We start from the raw sequence: 15,647 nt of genomic DNA, 5'->3' as shown, positions 1-15,647 counted from the left end.
ATGACGGACAAAAAACGAATTCTAAGCGGAATGCGCCCAACCGGTCCACTTCACCTGGGTAACTGGCATGGTGCTCTTGCAAACTGGGTGAAAATGCAGAAAGAGTATGACTGTTTTTTCTTTATTGCAGACTGGCATGCATTAACAAGCGACTATGAAAAAACAGGTTCGATATCCAAATATATTAACGATATGATAATAGACTGGCTTAGTGTGGGTCTTTCCCCGGAAAAAAGCACCCTCTTTATCCAGTCACATATCAAGGAACATGCAGAGCTCTTTCTAATTCTTTCCATGATAACTCCTGTTCCCTGGCTGGAACGTAACCCGACTTATAAAGACCAAATTCTACAGCTATCCAATAAAGATCTCTCTACCTTCGGATTTCTTGGTTACCCTGTTCTTCAGGCAGCTGATATCATCATGTATAAACCCTTCGGGGTCCCTGTTGGCATGGACCAGGTCCCTCATGTTGAAATTACAAGAGAAATTGCCAGAAGATTCAATCACTTATACGGCGAAGTGTTTCCCGAACCTGAAGCTGTTTTAACCCAAACACCCAAGTTACTCGGCATAGACCGAAGAAAAATGAGTAAAAGTTATGATAATGCCATATACTTATCCGACAACCCAAAAGTCATTGCTGATAGAGTTTCCCGTATGATCACCGATCCACAGCGCGCAAGGAAAAATGATCCAGGGAATCCGGACATTTGCAATGTTTATGATTTCCATAAAACATATACCGAAAAAGAAACCATTGATCAGATAGCTAAAGAATGCCGTGCTGCAGACATCGGCTGTGTACAATGCAAAAAAATTATGGCTCAAAACCTTATCAAAGCGCTTGAACCGGTTCGTAACAAAAGAGAATACTATTTGTCCCGACCCCAACTGGTGAATGAAATAATCAAAGACGGAATACAAAAAGCACAAAAAGTTGCACGACAAACCATGGACGAGGTCAGAGCTGCTGTGAAAATATAGGCGCTTCTGGCTTGCTTAACCATAAATTTACATTTTAGGGTGTCGATGCACCCATGACAATTCGTTTGGAGCACTAATCAATAAATGCCGGATGATATTTACAGAGTTCGGATTACAGATATCTTTGAAGGTCCTATGGATCTTCTGGTCCATTTAATTATAAAAAATGAGGTGGACATTTATGACATCCCCATCGCCTTAATAACAAAGCAATACCTTGATTATATTCAATGGCTTGAATCCATGAACATTGAACTTGCCGGTGATTTTTTAGTCATGGCCGCTACCTTGACACAAATAAAATCAAAAATGCTACTCCCCACTGCTGAAGATGATGACCAGGAAGATCCCCGGGAAGAAATCACCAGGCCTATTATGGAATACTTGCAGCTAAAATCCGCTGCCGATGACCTTGCAGGAAGAGCACTGCTCGGGAAAGACACTTTTACCAAAGGGCATGATGATGCGGATTATTTGATCGGCCAAGGCGAGGATCTTATAAAAATCGGCCTGTTTGAGCTTATTGATGCTTTTCAAAAAATTCTGAAAAACATATCTTCCGATCACTTGGTAGATCTGACTGCTGACAACATCTCTGTCAAGGACAGAATTTCCGAAATTGTTGACATTTTTGAAAAACAAAATTCAGTCACTTTTAATGAATTATTCCCTTCAAAAGCCAACAAAAGTGATGTAATTATAACCTTTCTGGCAATACTTGAAATGGTTAAACTTAATCTGGTTAAGCTGGCCCAGCATGCCCAAACCGGTATTATCAGACTATTTTATATATAAATGGAAAATCTAAAATATATTATTGAAAGCCTGCTCTTTGTTGCCCAGGAACCTCTTTCGGTTGACCGCCTGAAAAGAGTTCTTAATACCGCCGGCGCAAATGACATCAAAAACGCTTTAAAAGAACTTACGGATGAGTATGAGGCCCGTAAAGGTGGCTTTTACTTAAACGAAGTTGCCGGTGGTTTCCAAATCCGCACCCGTTCAGAATATACAAGCTGGATTAAACGTCTCATACAACCAAACCCTCCTCGCCTTAGTAAGGCTTCTCTTGAAACCCTGGCAATTATTGCCTATAAACAACCAGTAATCCGTAGCGACATAGAAAGTTTAAGGGGTGTTGATTGCGGTGGAATCCTTCGCGTATTGCTAAAGAGAAAGTTTATCCGGGTTCTGGGACGCAAGGAACTACCGGGTCGCCCCTTGATCTATGCAACCACCAAGCGTTTTCTGGAAATATTTGACTTAAAAGATTTAAAAGACCTTCCCACACCCAAAGAAATCGAAGAGCTGGGAAATTCCCCAACAGATAAAACTGATGAAGATTTTTTCAATGATGAAAAAAGATCGGACCCAGACAAAGGAAATAATACTTGAAAGTTTAAAACCATATAGGTATAATGAAAGCCATCGTATAAATGACCGGCAAAGGAAAAAATCATAAAATTTTTTACTTGATCTGGCAGCATTGCATTGGGTGCGACACCTGAAAACACTGACCTGAACGAGTCCTTAAGGTCTCTCAAAGTTAATTTTAAACAAGCCTGTAATTAAGGAGCCTTTATGAACAGATCTGATTTAATTAATGCAATAAAGAATGAAACCACACTTACTAAAAATGAATCTGAAAAAATTGTCAATGAGTTCTTTGGCGCTATAACTCAGACCCTTTCTAACAATGAACGAGTTGAAATCAGAGGTTTCGGCAGTTTTACAATTAATGGATATAAACCATATGTTGGCCGAAACCCGAAAACCGGTGTTAAAATCAATGTTCCTTCAAAAAAACTTCCATTTTTCAAAGTCGGCAAAGAATTAAAGCTTCGGGTAGACCATATATAATAACGGGCGGTTAACTCAGTGGGAGAGTGCCACCTTCACACGGTGGAAGTCACTGGTTCAAACCCAGTACCGCCCACCAAACAAATTCTCAAATCCATGAACAAGGACTCGCTTAAAAATTACTTTACATTCTAACCAGTCGATCCATGCCCAATGGATGGGTTACTCGTCGCTTGACTCACCCCAGACGAATCACCCTGGTTTTGTTATGCAGGCACCTTGATACATTGAATTGTAAATTCATTTTTGAGCAAACCCAAATCGACAGGGAGGAAGTAATGAACTTTAAAGTTGCTGTATTGATACCGATGCTTCTTATCGGCCTGGTTTCTATGCCTCTTTGTGCAGAATCACCCGATGGGGATATTATCGTTGAATCGGATGGTTTTGGGATATCTAAAAAAGACGCTCTTCTTAAAGCAAAACGTGAAGCTGTTGAAATCGGTATCGGCACAATTCTTTATTCCCAGACTGAAATAAAAAATTTTGAGCTCCAAAAAGATGTGATTCTTACTAAAACAGTTGGCTCAGTAAAAAAATATGATATCCTACAACAGGAGAAGAAACCAGACCATACATTTTATGTGAAGATACAGGCCGTGGTCTCCTTGGCTGGTATAAAGGCGGATCTTGCCGCATTGAAAATATTGCTGGAATCGATGGACAAGCCTCGTATGATGGTCGTAATAAGAGAAAAAAATGCGCGAAATGCTGAAAGTGCGATCATTGACTATTTGACTGAAAAGGGGATTGAACTGGTTGACCCAGCGGTTGTAGCTGCACTCATGAATAAAAATGATCAATTGATCACGCGTGCTGCCGATGGTGACCCTTCAGCAGCAGCCAAAATCGGCACATCAAACGGGGCGGAGTATATACTTGTGGGAAAGGTGACAAAAAGCACCGGGGAAAATGCACTCTTGAAGGAATCAGGTTTGATATCCGGTCAGGCCGGCATCACAGCTAAAGTGGTGGACTGCTCAAACGGTAAAATCATTGCATCAAAATCAACACGCAGTGCAGCGGCCCATATTTCAGAAAAAACGGCCCGTAACCTTGCGGCAGAAAAGGCCGGAAAAAAACTGATGGACCAGCAGCTTTTCGAAGCCATTGTCACCTCATTTCAGGATATGGTCAATAATGGTATACCACTTGATGTAACCATAAAGCAGGTTCCGAATTTCAAAACACAAAAGGCACTTAGGCAAACTTTGGGGAATCTTTCCGGTGTCGTTTCCGTAACAAAGCGCAGCTTTGGAAATAGCCGGCTTAAACTTACTATTTTCTATAAAGGAAATGCGGATTCTTTTTGCGAAACTGTTGACGGCAAATCTTTTCAGGGAAAAAGACTGTCGGTCATTGACACATCTGGAAGCAGGGTGGTTGTCCTGCTTAAGTAAAAAAACACAGCTTACCAGATCCACTGAAAACGCAGAACATAGGATATCGCCTGCTTTTTCTCTGGTTAAATAAAATGAAACGGTTTTTAACAACTTATATTTCACTGATGCAAGAATGTTAAACAGCCTGCAAGCCACTCCACCAAAACATGAAAATAGTTTTTTTAAATGAGTTCTCCGGCTTTTATAAATGCTGTTTGCCATAAATATATTCTTTTAGGGTAGAATTCATCCGGGTATCAAAAGAGGTTGCTAAATGATTGCCTCAAAAGAGGAATTGGGTAAAAACAGTCTGATCTCGCGTTTATTCAACATAGTTAACGGGCTTTCCGAAGAACAGCAACTTATCCTGCTAAAACAATTGCTTAAAAATAACATTACTAATCATTTGTTTAAGCTAATTATAGATATGTCGGATTACCAGCAACATCTTTTGCTGGAAGAGCTGGAAAAATTACCGGCAGATGATATGCCGGTGAGGACCGTTAGCTTAGATGGAAATGAGGTCTTAATGCGTGGCCATACCCGCAAAGCATGCCTGGTCAGTGTTGACCTTTCTGTTCAAGACAGGTCTTTCAATGCCCATATTCTTGACATAAGCACTGTTGGAGTCTTTATAGAAACCGGTGAATTACTTCCGGTGGGAGAAAAAATTAAGGTGGTCTTTTCGCTACCCAACCATCCAAAGCCTCTCAGCATCACCTGTATAGTTACCTGGGTTGGTCAAAATGGAATGGGGGTCAAATTTATCAAATTAACCAAGCATAATGAAAAGATAATAAAAGCTTTTGTTGAAAATTAGCAAAGATAATGAATATATTTATTTTTTTCTCTGTTATGCAAAATGTTTACCTTGACCTTCCACCTTCCGAATGTTATAAAAATGAATCTGTTTCAACATATTCAATTTATTCCAGGTTCAAACTCTCCTGGGTTTGTCCGCAATCAGACAGAGATATTAACCCCGCCATGGCGGGATCGTAAGCTTTTTTTTGCTTCCCTGCTTAAAAACCGCAGGATTGCCTTAGTTCTATTGTGTGTGGCAGCACTTCAGATCGTATCGATTTTAATCGGATTGCCCGGATGGCAATGCCCGATTCGGTCAACACTTGGAATTCCGTGCCCAGGCTGCGGGTTATCCACCGCAATAACTTTAATAATTAAGGGTGATTGGCAAAGTGCCATTCACACCCATGCCTTTGCACCGGTTTTCCTGTTCGCATTTGTCATACTTTTCATCGTGAGCATATTACCGGAAAATCTTCATCGTAAAACTGTGCTTCAAATAGCTGCCATTGAAAAACATACAGCATTTTCCGCATATGTTTTATGGGGAATTGTTATTTACTGGATTTTCCGTCTGTTAGCAGCATGTTGGTAAATTTGTTGTTTTTAATGAAAAAATGATACTTCTCACCAAAATGCAAGACAAAGAAAACGCGAAATTTATATTTTCTCCAGTGCTTATGCTGTGGTATTTTTTTCGTATATGTACCATTCAGGTTCAATATAGATTAAGAATCTTACGTTATTTTCAATTTTTAAGGGGATAACCATGACAACTAACTTTATGATATACGCGGCGGTGTTTGCAATTCTTCAAATTATTTCAATTGTTATATTCTTCATTGTTCTGATAAAGCTGTTTAAAACAGAAGGTGCTTTAAAGGGTATCCTGGGATTTATCTGCGGTCTGTATACATTCATCTGGGGATGGCTAAAACACAAGGAACTTCAAATGACCAAAATGATGATGCTGTGGAGTATCATTCTTGTTATTTTCATGGTTGGGACACCCCTGATTGGAACAGCAGAAATTATGAAGATGGTTGCAACGGTTCAGGGGAAGGGTTTTGATGTCAGATCCTATCAAAAAGGTAAAACAATTAAACCCTGGAAAAAACCAAAACGTGTGAGACCACGAGCAAAAGGTCCCGGTGTAAAAACTGTTCCAACAAATATTGACCCACATAAACAGGCAATCGCTTTATGGAAAAATGGTAAATACACAAATCCCAGGCAGGCACTCATATTCTTAAACCAGGCCGTTGCCAAAGATCCTAAATTTGCCAATGTTTACAGCAACCGTGGCAATGCCTACCGTGACTTAAAACAGTATCCAAAGGCACTGGCCGACTACAACAAAGCCATCAGCCTGAATCCGGCCCATGTCAAGGCGTATAATAATCGCGGGAATATCTATTATGAACAAAAAAAATATCAGCAAGCGCTAAAGGATTACAACCAGTGCATCCGTCTCAACCCGAATTACACCAATGCCTATATTAATCGAGGGCTTGTTTTTTATCAATTAAAAAGCAAAACACGCGCATGCAAAGATTTTAAAAAAGCCTGCCAATTGGGAGATTGCGATGGGTTAAACTGGGCAAAGGGAAAAGGGTTCTGCAAGTAGCAATTAAGCACCTCCTGTGATAACTAGGTGCAATGAGGGCGAACAGTTGGCCGAATTAACCGACGAGCAATTCACTCGGGTGGGATGTGTCAGTCCATTATAAATTGCTGAGTTGTTTCTGAGCAAGCCCTAGCTTACAACGATCCGGTCTTCTGGCTCAGTCAACACTTCTCCTATAACGGTTGCATCATTTATTCCCTTTTTCTTCAAACTGTTTACCAGATCATCGGCACTTTCTTTCTCCACGCAAATTAAAAGTCCCCCTGAAGTCTGGGGATCAAAAAGGATGTCTTGAGTCAGGCGATCCACTGTAGGGGCAAAATCAACCATTGGCCCTCGAAATTCGCGATTTTTGTATGCTCCCGCCGGCACCAAACCCATACCTGCATATTCCAAAGACTGGGAAATAATCGGTATTTTTTCTGATTGGATTTTCATCCCAAAATTGGATTCGGCCACCATCTCTGCCAAATGACCAAGCAAACCGAAACCTGTAATATCCGTACACGCATGGACAGGATAGTCATTCATTGCCGCTGCTGCATCTCTGTTAAGGGTTGCCATCAGGCCGGTCACATACTCAACAATTTCATCAGAAGCAAGGCCTCCCTTGATAGCTGTGTTGATAATGCCAGTTCCCAGCGGTTTGGTCAAAATCAGGCGATCTTCAACTTTAAGATCTTTTTTTGTAAGAACACGATCCGGGTGAATAAATCCGGTGACAGACAGTCCATATTTCAGTTCTTTATCTTCCACACTGTGTCCGCCCACCAGAACCACACCCGCTTCTTTCATCTTATCCAGCCCTCCCTGGATAATCCGGCGGAGAATAGACATATCCATATCTTTAAGCGGAAAGGCTACAAGGTTCATGGCTGTTTTAGGCACACCACCCATGGCATAGACATCACTTAAGGCGTTTGCCGCCGCAATTTGTCCGAACCAGTATGGATCATCTACAATCGGTGTAAAGAAATCCACAGTCTGAATGATGGCAATATCATCCGTAACCTTATAAACACCCGCATCATCTGCTTTATCCATCCCCACAATCAGATTCGAATCAGTTGGAAATTCTATTCCGCAAAGCGCCCTGTCCAGGTCCCCTGGAGGCAGTTTTGAGGCTCAACCGGAACCTGAAACTGTTTCCGTGAGGCGGAGTACTTTTTTATCTGTCATGATTTTTTCCTTTTTTCAGCCTAATTTGCTGCAATCAGCCCCTCTGTTATCTTCGAATTGACTGCTTCCTCCAAATATCCATCTTTTAAGGTCAAAACATTATCCGAAATTCTTCTTGTAAGAGAGGTATAATGGGAAACGACTATCAGGGTACATTTTTCCTTAAAACTTTTCAACAATTCGGTAATCTTTAAAGCAGCCTCCATATCCAGAGATGATGTGGGCTCATCAAGCAAAAGAACCTCGGGTTGTATAATCATGGCCCTTGCAATACATAGTCTTTGCTGCTGCCCGCCTGAAAGCTCAAGCGCCGAATCGTTTAACCTGTCCTTTACTTCATCCCATAAAAACGCATCTTTCAGTGCCTGGTCGACCTTCTTCTTTATATATTCTCTATCCTTGACACCAGATAATTTCAGCGGGAAAGCAATATTTTTAAAGATACTCATTGGCAGAGGGTTAGGGACCTGAAAAACCATACCAACCTTTTTCCTGAGGGTAGTAACAGGCAATCTGTGAACGTCGATATACCTGTCGTTTAATTTTATCTCCACTCTTCCCTCAACCCTGCAATCCGGGATCGATTCATAAAGTCGGTTTATTACCATCAGTAATGTTGTCTTTCCCACACCGGAAGGACCGATGATAGTAGTAATCGCCTTTTCCTCAACTTCTCCCTTAAGCCCTTTTAAAACCGGTTTTTTCTTATAAAAGAAATTAAGGTCGTTTATCCTGATTTTTATATTTTTCATGGATGTAAATTATCTATATATGGGTGGCAAATCTCATTACCGCCCTCCTTCTTAGTATATGTGAAAGGACAAACAGGAAAACACAGATGGAAAGCAAAATTATACAAGCCCCAAACCCTTTCATCAACTCCTCCTGGGAATTATAGTCCGAAGAAATGTAGAAGATATAGAAAGGAAGTGCCTCATACTGGGAAAGCAACGAATTAGGAATCCCGGCCATGGCCACTACTCCCGTCAGCATGATGACTGCTGTATCCTCTGCACATCTTCCTATGGCCAGGATAATGCCGCTGATAATACGTGAAAGATTATAAGGAATCAATATGAATAAGATGTTTTGCAGCCTGGAAGCGCCCAGCGCAAGTCCCGTAGTCTTGATAAAAAAGGGTAAATTAACCAGGGATTGCTCTGTTGTCCGGATAATATAAGGAAGAACAAGGCAGGCCAGAGCCAGGCTTGAAATAAGAAAACAGGGGTAAATATGATCGGATAGATGCTTGTGAAGGAAAACAGCAACGGCAAATCCGAAAAGGCCTACCAGTATGGAAGGAATCCCGGCAAGGACATCGAGCATAAGATTAAAACCGGGTTTCCATTTTTTGTCGCAGTATTCAGCAAGATAAATGCCGGCAGCAACACCTGTGGGGATTGCCCATATAATGGAGGTGAGAATCAAAAACAGGGTGCCGACTATCGCAGGAAAGAGACCGTCAACTACCTCGGCTTTTAATAAAAACGCGTCAAGAGGCCTTGTTTCCCCGAATATAAGGGATAAATTCAAAGATGAAATACCCTTGTGGAATAAAAAAGCCATGAGTACCCCTATGGCACAGATAAGGACAATCCCGGATATCCAGCAATAAAGCTTGATTTGATATTCCACAAAACGATTCATCTATCCCTCAATATTTTAAAATACCCCAGCAGTCTCAGGACAAGGATAATCAGGGTTGTAAAGATAAAGAGTATCAGGCCGCAGACGAAAATCGATTTGAACTCCGGGCTCTCATAGTCGCTTGCGATAATAAGGGCAATATGTGCGGTCAAAGTCCTTGCTGCATCGGAAAGTCCCTTGGGGATTTGCAGTGCATTGCCGGCAATCATAAGAGAAATCAGGGTATCTCCCACAGCCCTTCCAGCAGCCAAAACCAATGCTGAGATTATCCCTTTCCAGGCTGAAGGGATGATTACGTAAACAAGTTTCTGCACAGGCGTGGCGCCAAGGGAATCCGCTGCATCAAGATAATTTTTAGGCACTGAATTAAAAGCATCGGATATAAATAAAACAATGGTAGGAAGAATCAAAAGGGCCAGCATAATTGATGCACTCAATACGCACATCCCTGTTCCCTTTTCGAAAATCTCCCTGATAAACGGCACCAGAAGAAAAATAGCCACAAATCCATAGATAACGGTGGGAATTCCGGTCATAAACTCAACGACTTTTCTTAAGAACCTGCTGAAATACCCCGTGGAAAAGACGCTTATAAGGGCACTGCACCCTATCCCGAATGGTGTTGCGATCAAAAGAGCCAGGGAGGCAATAATTCCTGTTCCGGCCATCATGGGAACTATGCCGAACCCTCCTTCATATGGGTTCCATTCCAGAGTGAAAAATTGGGCTATATCACCTCCTTTAAACAGCGGAAAACTGAAAAATACCATGAAAGAAAGGATAAGTATAGTAATAGAAGCACTGAGTATGGCACTGAAAAGAAAACCCTTTTCAGCTAATTTTTCAATAGAGGGTTTCATTTCCTGACGGCAATATATCCTTTATCTTCTGCGACTTTCTGTCCTTCTTTGCTCATTATGTAATCTATAAACAACCTGGTCAACCCTGAAGGTTCTCCTTTTGTATTCATATATAGGCCCCTTGCTATCTTGTAATCACCCTTTAGCACACTCTCAAGTGTTGGTGAAACGCTATCTAAGGATACAGACGCCACACTATCGTCTATATAGCCTATTGAGATATAGCCTATTGCGTATGGATCAACGTTTATTGCCGATTTCATGGCGCCGTGGGATTTTACGAAATTAGCGGATTTTATTATTTCCCCTTTATTTAATGCTTTTTTCCAGAACACCTTTCTAGTACCGCTGGAAGCATCCCGAGTATATACATTAATCCCCCTGTCTTTAAATCCAAACGTTTTCCAGTTGCTGGTTTTTCCTGAAAAAATATCTATCAACTCGCTCTTTTTCATCTTTGCTACAGGATTTCTCGGGTTAACAACAACGGCAATTCCGTCTATTGCAAATTTATGCATCTTCAGACCATACCTTTTTATTTCATCATCCGTCGCCTTTCTTCCGGAATTTCCTATGTCAATAAGTCCTTCACCCACCTGCTTGATTCCTACACCTGAACCGCCTCCGGCAATTGTAATCTTGATACCGGAATTTACGGCCATTATCCTTTTTGCAGCCTCTTTCATAACCGGTATATGGGCTGTTCCTCCTGCAATCCTGAGAGTTCCTTTCACGCCCTCAAATCTGCCCAAATCTCCTGCAACTGCAAATGAGTTTCCTGCCATCATAAAAACAAAGATTCCTGCCAAATAGATTGCAAATTTCATGATTATTCCTCCTTTTATCCTATATATTGATTACCTTGTCGGCCAGTTGCATAGCCGTAACAATATCCAGCATATTGGTTGTCTCTCCCACCTGTTTTTTGTCAAGCAAGTTGAAATGGGTCAGACAGGTTCCACAGACCAGGATGTAAAGCCCATCTTTTTCATACTCTTTTAAAATCGGCAGCACCTCGGAATCTTCAATGGCAAGTTTAACACCGTTGTTCACAAAAACCAGACGCCACAGTTCATCACCCATTTCCTTTATAGTTTTTAAAAAGCTCACCATAAGCTTTGATCCCAGCTCATCATCGCCATGTCCCATGCAATTATTGCAAACCATAACCATGATTTTCTTCTTTTCAGCATCCTGTTTTTCAACCACTGCGCCTTCAGGCTCAAATCCGTCTTCACGCCTGCCGGTGATATGAAAATTACCTTCCCTCTCCTGCAATGAGACTTGAAAACCCTGGGATTTAAGAAAACGACTTACGTTCTGCCTGGCCGCTTCGTTATCAACAATGGTTTCAATACTGTTTAATTTTTCCCCTTCTATTGCATTCTTTGTCTGCAATACAGGAGCCGGACATGCAAGCCCCCTGGCATCTATTTCTTTCATTATTTCTCCTCTTTTGTATCATATACTTTTACTCTTGGACAATCCAGGCAACATCGCAGTCAAGCGCCTTAACGATATCCCCCGGCTTCATTATTAACATGACTCCCCTTTTACCCGCGTTTATAGCCACATTGTCGAATTTCAGCAAACTTTCTTCAATTACAGCCCGCAGGTTCTGTTTCGCACCGAATGGGCTGATACCACCCACTAAATAGCCGGTTAACCTTTCCGCAGTTGCCGTGTCCACCATGGCAGCCCTTTTGACATCGCATACTTTTGCAAGCTTTTTTAAGGCGAGTTGCTTATCACCCGGCATAAGTGCAAAACTGTATTTTTTATTTCCCAGATCAACCACCAGGGTCTTGATGGTTCTTTCCAGTGGGAATCCTATTGCCCTGGCTGCAAATTCAGCTCCTTTCGCATCGTGCTCGTATTCTACGACTTTAAATTTTTTGCCTTTTTTATTAAGGTGTTTTATGGCACGTGTTGACATTTTAGCATCCCTTAATTTCTATTCCGCCCTTATTCCCCTGCTGCATCCTCCAGATCTTCAAGAAATTTTTCCAGATTCAAACCATATCTTGCCGCAACTTTACTTAAAGGTTCAAAAAGCGCCTGGCAGCAAATACATTCACCTGCCTGCTTATCGTACTGTTTAAACACCGCCTCTGTTTTTCTGTATCTCGACACAACATCCAACACGGTCATTTCATATCGAATACATCGCCCTTCTTTTAAGACTGTTTTATCCACACTTCTCCTTTCTCATTCTCGCTAAGAACCTTAGCAAGAGCTTTCGGTATGTGCTGAATAATCTCCATCACCTGTGTGGCGGGTGTTGGTTTTGCATAATACCCTGCCAATCGATTCACTCTTGCAGCAATAATTGCTGCCCTGGTAACCTCCATGCCTGATCCGACCAGAGCCGTTACAATACCGGTCAAAGTATCTCCCGTGCCTCCCATTGCTTCCATGGCCTCTTCAACAGGGCTGTCAATTGTCGCCTGTATCCCCTGCAGATCGGCCACATAATCCTGCTTCCCCTTTACCAGGAGACAACATGCGGCATTATTATGTTGATATACCCGATCAATCAATTCAGATATCCGGTCTTCTTCATGTAAAATAAAACCCCTTGTGTAAAATGGATGCGGAGCCTCTTCATCTGCCAGAAAAGCCAGCTCGCCAATATCAGGTGTAAAAAGATCGTATTTACTTGCCTTCCCGCTCATTTTTGCAGCGTACATAAACCCTGCATCTGCAATCAAGATCGGCCGCCTTATCATTTCTTTTATAGCAAACAAAATTCGATTATGCCAATCCACATCCGGCTGGAGATAATGAAAAGTAATTGCCTTAAGACCCGTCCCTGGCTTTGATCGAGAACCGGATTGTCGAAGATCTTTAGTCAGGTATTCATACAGGCTTCGGCTTCCCTCTCCCAGTCCAATGTCTCCCACAAGATACCCAAAGGGAGCAGGTTGGTCCAGCACTTCGCACGCCTTTACTGCTGCGGATAGCAGGGCAGGAGTCCCCCTGTTAACCGGAATCCGTCTTTCCCCGATACAGATACTATCATCTTCCAGAAAGACTTCTCCTGCCACCAGGGGAAAGTCTTGAATGGGAACAGTACCCGCTATGGCGAACATCGGCGTGTCATCTCCTCATAAGCCAGTTGTAGCGCATATCCACAAAGGGTATGACCGATTTCCCGTGGGTCCGGAGCGTCAGCCATTGTTTTACCCACCATCTCCTGAGCCAGATATGGAACGTCCGGGCAACCTCCACCGGAAATATTTACGATATCTTGTGTCTCCTTATCAATGGTCAATTTCATATTAGCCGCACGGATCATCAAATATTTTCCAAAGTCCTTATTCTGAAATAAATCCACAGGCTGCAGCAAAGGACTACTGACAGGCACTATTTCCAGAGGCAATGCTTCCGCCTCCTCAAGACTCCGTAGAATATTCAGCTCTTCAATAAGGGGAAACTCGATTACCAGGTCGCAGCCGCTTCGAATCTCCGGAGGAGGACCCATCACCTTTATCTTCCATCCCTCAGCCTTGAGAATATTCTCTGCCTGAATTACTTCACTGGTATTCTCGAATACCATGATTCCGCGATCTATGTTTTGATTATCCGCAGTTTTGGACCGCTTCAGTTTTAAAAAATTTAAAATAGTCACATCCTACTCCTTTTTGATAGTCACCCGGTAACCTTCCCCATCCTTTTGAATATCAGCCACTTCCCAGCCCTGGCTTTCGGCAGCGCGGCTCACATTCTCCTTTGAAGTATCTGTATCTACCTTCACTAGAATTTCTCCTTTTTGTATCTCTTTGATCTTATTTAACGTCATCAAGACCGGTTGCGGACATGAAAGTCCTCCTGCATCAACAGTTGTATCCATTTTTATCCCTCCTTTATTTTGTATACGTCCACAGGTTTAAATCTACCCGCCGCGCCGGATGGCAGGAGGGTTTTCGATTAACCCTGAACCATGGTCGCCTATGGCGCAGCCAAAGGCGGTTAAACCTGTGAACCGAAAATATTTGAACGGTTGCTTTATTTTTTTCTCATTGTAAACCCGATAAACAGACAGACCAAAAGCCCGATAATCACAGCGGCAATGCCGTGAGGGCCAACGCCTTTGGGAGAACTCGCCAGACCGAAATTGTGTGCAAATCCGGCACCAACTATCATCCCCAACACAAAAACCGCTGCATCACCATCACCCTCCCCTGCCAGAAAAAGCTGGCGCCCCGGACATCCACCTGCCAAGGCAAATGCAAGACCGGCAAGAACCATTCCTCCGAAGTTCCAGATTTGCATGGTGTGGGCCACCGGCTGCTTGACAAAACCCGGATGAAACTGCCCCACAATCAGATTCGTTATGAAAGCAAAGACAACAAGAGCAAAAAGCCCCATAAAAAGATGGGCCTGGCGAAACAATATCAGATCCCGAAAAGCGCCCATTGTGCAAAAACGGCTTCGTTGAGCTAAAAATCCTATGCCAAGGCCGACTATCAATGAAACGATTATAGGTGCATGCATAGCGCCGGGTCCTTTGAGGCTGTAAAACAGAATTCCGCTTTTGGCTTCTCCCTTAACTTGCGGGAAGATGAGCATCAGTATAAAAAAACCGAGCATTGTCAAAGGCAGCAACCATCCCACCGAAGTATATGTCTTCTCAGTTCTACCCAGGTTATATCCGCCTTTTAGAAAAAGGGTGCCAATCCAGATGCCGCCTATAAGTCCGAGCAATCCAAAGATTGCATTCCCATCACCGGCTGCAAAACGCAATAACGCTCTCCACGGACATCCAAGAAAAACCAATGCCCCGATCATGGCAAAAACGCCTAACACAAATCGAACAATAGGAGCAGAGCCTGTACGGGGTCGAAACTCCTTAAATATATAGGCAGCAACAAGTGAACCCAAAACAAAGCCAATGATTTCGGGACGCATATACTGGACCACAGCCGCACGATGAATTCCGATTGCACCTGCAATATCTCTTTCAAAACATGCAACACAAATACCCATGTTCCCTGGATTGCCCAGCTTCTGCAAAAGGGCGGCAATAACCCCGATAAATGCTCCTACCCCTATAATCCCCCATCGTGTCGACAAAAAGTTTTTCAATTGTGCCATTTACTTCCTCCTTTCAATTTAAAATATCTCTTTCGAGATTTTACACAACCCCAACATTGTCGGGTTTGCTCTGCTATAAACTCATTAAATTCCCTTTCCTTCTCATACATCGAAACCTCAAAACCCTGTGATTTTTAATAACCTTCATTTTGTCCCGCCGCATCATCATCCACCAAAAACAAATCTGTTATTTTGAATTGGATATCC

The 15,647-nt window shown here is 42.4% G+C and carries 20 protein-coding genes and 1 tRNA gene; 9 read left to right on the top strand and 12 right to left on the bottom strand.

Annotated features, from left to right (window positions below; genetic code table 11):
- The 9 genes from trpS (at position 1) to SWH54_08980 (ending at position 6,657) form a co-directional block, all read left to right on the top strand.
- Positions 1-987 (top strand): tryptophan--tRNA ligase, encoded by a 987-nt coding sequence (gene trpS, locus SWH54_09020; GenBank protein MDY6791394.1) that lies wholly within the window; start codon positions 1-3, stop codon positions 985-987.
- An 84-nt stretch (positions 988-1,071) separates the two neighbouring features.
- Positions 1,072-1,782: a segregation/condensation protein A gene (locus SWH54_09015; protein ID MDY6791393.1), complete on the top strand. Its 711-nt coding sequence runs from the start codon at positions 1,072-1,074 to the stop codon at positions 1,780-1,782.
- On the top strand, positions 1,783-2,379 hold the full coding sequence (gene scpB, locus SWH54_09010; GenBank protein MDY6791392.1) for an SMC-Scp complex subunit ScpB: 597 nt from the start codon (positions 1,783-1,785) through the stop codon (positions 2,377-2,379).
- Positions 2,380-2,565: 186 nt separating this feature from the next.
- Positions 2,566-2,844 carry an HU family DNA-binding protein gene (locus tag SWH54_09005; GenBank protein ID MDY6791391.1) on the top strand — a complete coding sequence of 93 codons (279 nt, stop codon included), beginning with the start codon at positions 2,566-2,568 and terminating at the stop codon, positions 2,842-2,844.
- Positions 2,845-2,848: 4 nt separating this feature from the next.
- Positions 2,849-2,923: transfer RNA gene (locus SWH54_09000), tRNA-Val, on the top strand.
- Between the two features lie 199 nt (positions 2,924-3,122).
- Positions 3,123-4,244, top strand: a complete 1,122-nt coding sequence (locus tag SWH54_08995) for a hypothetical protein (GenBank protein MDY6791390.1) — start codon at positions 3,123-3,125, stop codon at positions 4,242-4,244.
- 256 nt (positions 4,245-4,500) lie between these two features.
- Positions 4,501-5,046: a PilZ domain-containing protein gene (locus SWH54_08990; protein ID MDY6791389.1), complete on the top strand. Its 546-nt coding sequence runs from the start codon at positions 4,501-4,503 to the stop codon at positions 5,044-5,046.
- 81 nt (positions 5,047-5,127) lie between these two features.
- Positions 5,128-5,625, top strand: coding sequence for a DUF2752 domain-containing protein (locus SWH54_08985; GenBank protein ID MDY6791388.1), 498 nt, complete (start codon positions 5,128-5,130; stop codon positions 5,623-5,625).
- A gap of 174 nt (positions 5,626-5,799) precedes the next feature.
- On the top strand, positions 5,800-6,657 hold the full coding sequence (locus SWH54_08980; GenBank protein ID MDY6791387.1) for a tetratricopeptide repeat protein: 858 nt from the start codon (positions 5,800-5,802) through the stop codon (positions 6,655-6,657).
- A 129-nt stretch (positions 6,658-6,786) separates the two neighbouring features.
- Here the strand turns inward: SWH54_08980 and selD are convergent, their stop codons facing one another.
- From selD to yedE, 12 genes are all read right to left on the bottom strand, one after another.
- Positions 6,787-7,836 carry a selenide, water dikinase SelD gene (gene selD / locus SWH54_08975; protein ID MDY6791386.1) on the bottom strand — a complete coding sequence of 350 codons (1,050 nt, stop codon included), beginning with the start codon at positions 7,834-7,836 and terminating at the stop codon, positions 6,787-6,789.
- Between the two features lie 20 nt (positions 7,837-7,856).
- On the bottom strand, positions 7,857-8,588 hold the full coding sequence (locus SWH54_08970) for an ATP-binding cassette domain-containing protein (protein ID MDY6791385.1): 732 nt from the start codon (positions 8,586-8,588) through the stop codon (positions 7,857-7,859).
- A 13-nt stretch (positions 8,589-8,601) separates the two neighbouring features.
- Positions 8,602-9,483 (bottom strand): ABC transporter permease subunit, encoded by an 882-nt coding sequence (locus tag SWH54_08965; GenBank protein MDY6791384.1) that lies wholly within the window; start codon positions 9,481-9,483, stop codon positions 8,602-8,604.
- Positions 9,480-10,343 (bottom strand): phosphate ABC transporter permease subunit PstC, encoded by an 864-nt coding sequence (pstC, locus tag SWH54_08960; protein MDY6791383.1) that lies wholly within the window; start codon positions 10,341-10,343, stop codon positions 9,480-9,482. Before pstC ends, SWH54_08965 begins: the two co-directional genes overlap by 4 nt.
- Positions 10,340-11,170, bottom strand: coding sequence for a phosphate ABC transporter substrate-binding protein (locus SWH54_08955; protein MDY6791382.1), 831 nt, complete (start codon positions 11,168-11,170; stop codon positions 10,340-10,342). Before SWH54_08955 ends, pstC begins: the two co-directional genes overlap by 4 nt.
- A gap of 19 nt (positions 11,171-11,189) precedes the next feature.
- Complete coding sequence (gene yedF / locus SWH54_08950) at positions 11,190-11,786, bottom strand: sulfurtransferase-like selenium metabolism protein YedF (protein MDY6791381.1); 597 nt, start codon at positions 11,784-11,786, stop codon at positions 11,190-11,192.
- A gap of 28 nt (positions 11,787-11,814) precedes the next feature.
- The gene (locus SWH54_08945; protein ID MDY6791380.1) at positions 11,815-12,279 is read right to left on the bottom strand and encodes an aminoacyl-tRNA deacylase; all 465 of its coding nucleotides are present in this window, start codon (positions 12,277-12,279) and stop codon (positions 11,815-11,817) included.
- Positions 12,280-12,308: 29 nt separating this feature from the next.
- Positions 12,309-12,539 (bottom strand): hypothetical protein, encoded by a 231-nt coding sequence (locus SWH54_08940; GenBank protein MDY6791379.1) that lies wholly within the window; start codon positions 12,537-12,539, stop codon positions 12,309-12,311.
- Positions 12,521-13,435 carry an NAD(P)H-hydrate dehydratase gene (locus tag SWH54_08935; GenBank protein MDY6791378.1) on the bottom strand — a complete coding sequence of 305 codons (915 nt, stop codon included), beginning with the start codon at positions 13,433-13,435 and terminating at the stop codon, positions 12,521-12,523. Before SWH54_08935 ends, SWH54_08940 begins: the two co-directional genes overlap by 19 nt.
- Positions 13,423-13,968, bottom strand: a complete 546-nt coding sequence (locus SWH54_08930; protein MDY6791377.1) for a putative Se/S carrier-like protein — start codon at positions 13,966-13,968, stop codon at positions 13,423-13,425. Before SWH54_08930 ends, SWH54_08935 begins: the two co-directional genes overlap by 13 nt.
- Before the next feature lie 9 nt (positions 13,969-13,977).
- Positions 13,978-14,196 (bottom strand): sulfurtransferase TusA family protein, encoded by a 219-nt coding sequence (locus SWH54_08925; GenBank protein ID MDY6791376.1) that lies wholly within the window; start codon positions 14,194-14,196, stop codon positions 13,978-13,980.
- Between the two features lie 155 nt (positions 14,197-14,351).
- The gene (gene yedE, locus SWH54_08920) at positions 14,352-15,440 is read right to left on the bottom strand and encodes a YedE family putative selenium transporter (protein ID MDY6791375.1); all 1,089 of its coding nucleotides are present in this window, start codon (positions 15,438-15,440) and stop codon (positions 14,352-14,354) included.
- Positions 15,441-15,647 lie beyond the last annotated feature (207 nt).

The sequence above is a fragment of the Thermodesulfobacteriota bacterium genome, from assembly GCA_034189135.1.
Lineage (GTDB): Bacteria > Desulfobacterota > Desulfobacteria > Desulfobacterales > JAUWMJ01 > JAUWMJ01.
Note: the sequence above shows the minus strand (reverse complement) of the source record. Positions and strands in the feature narration are given on the sequence as shown.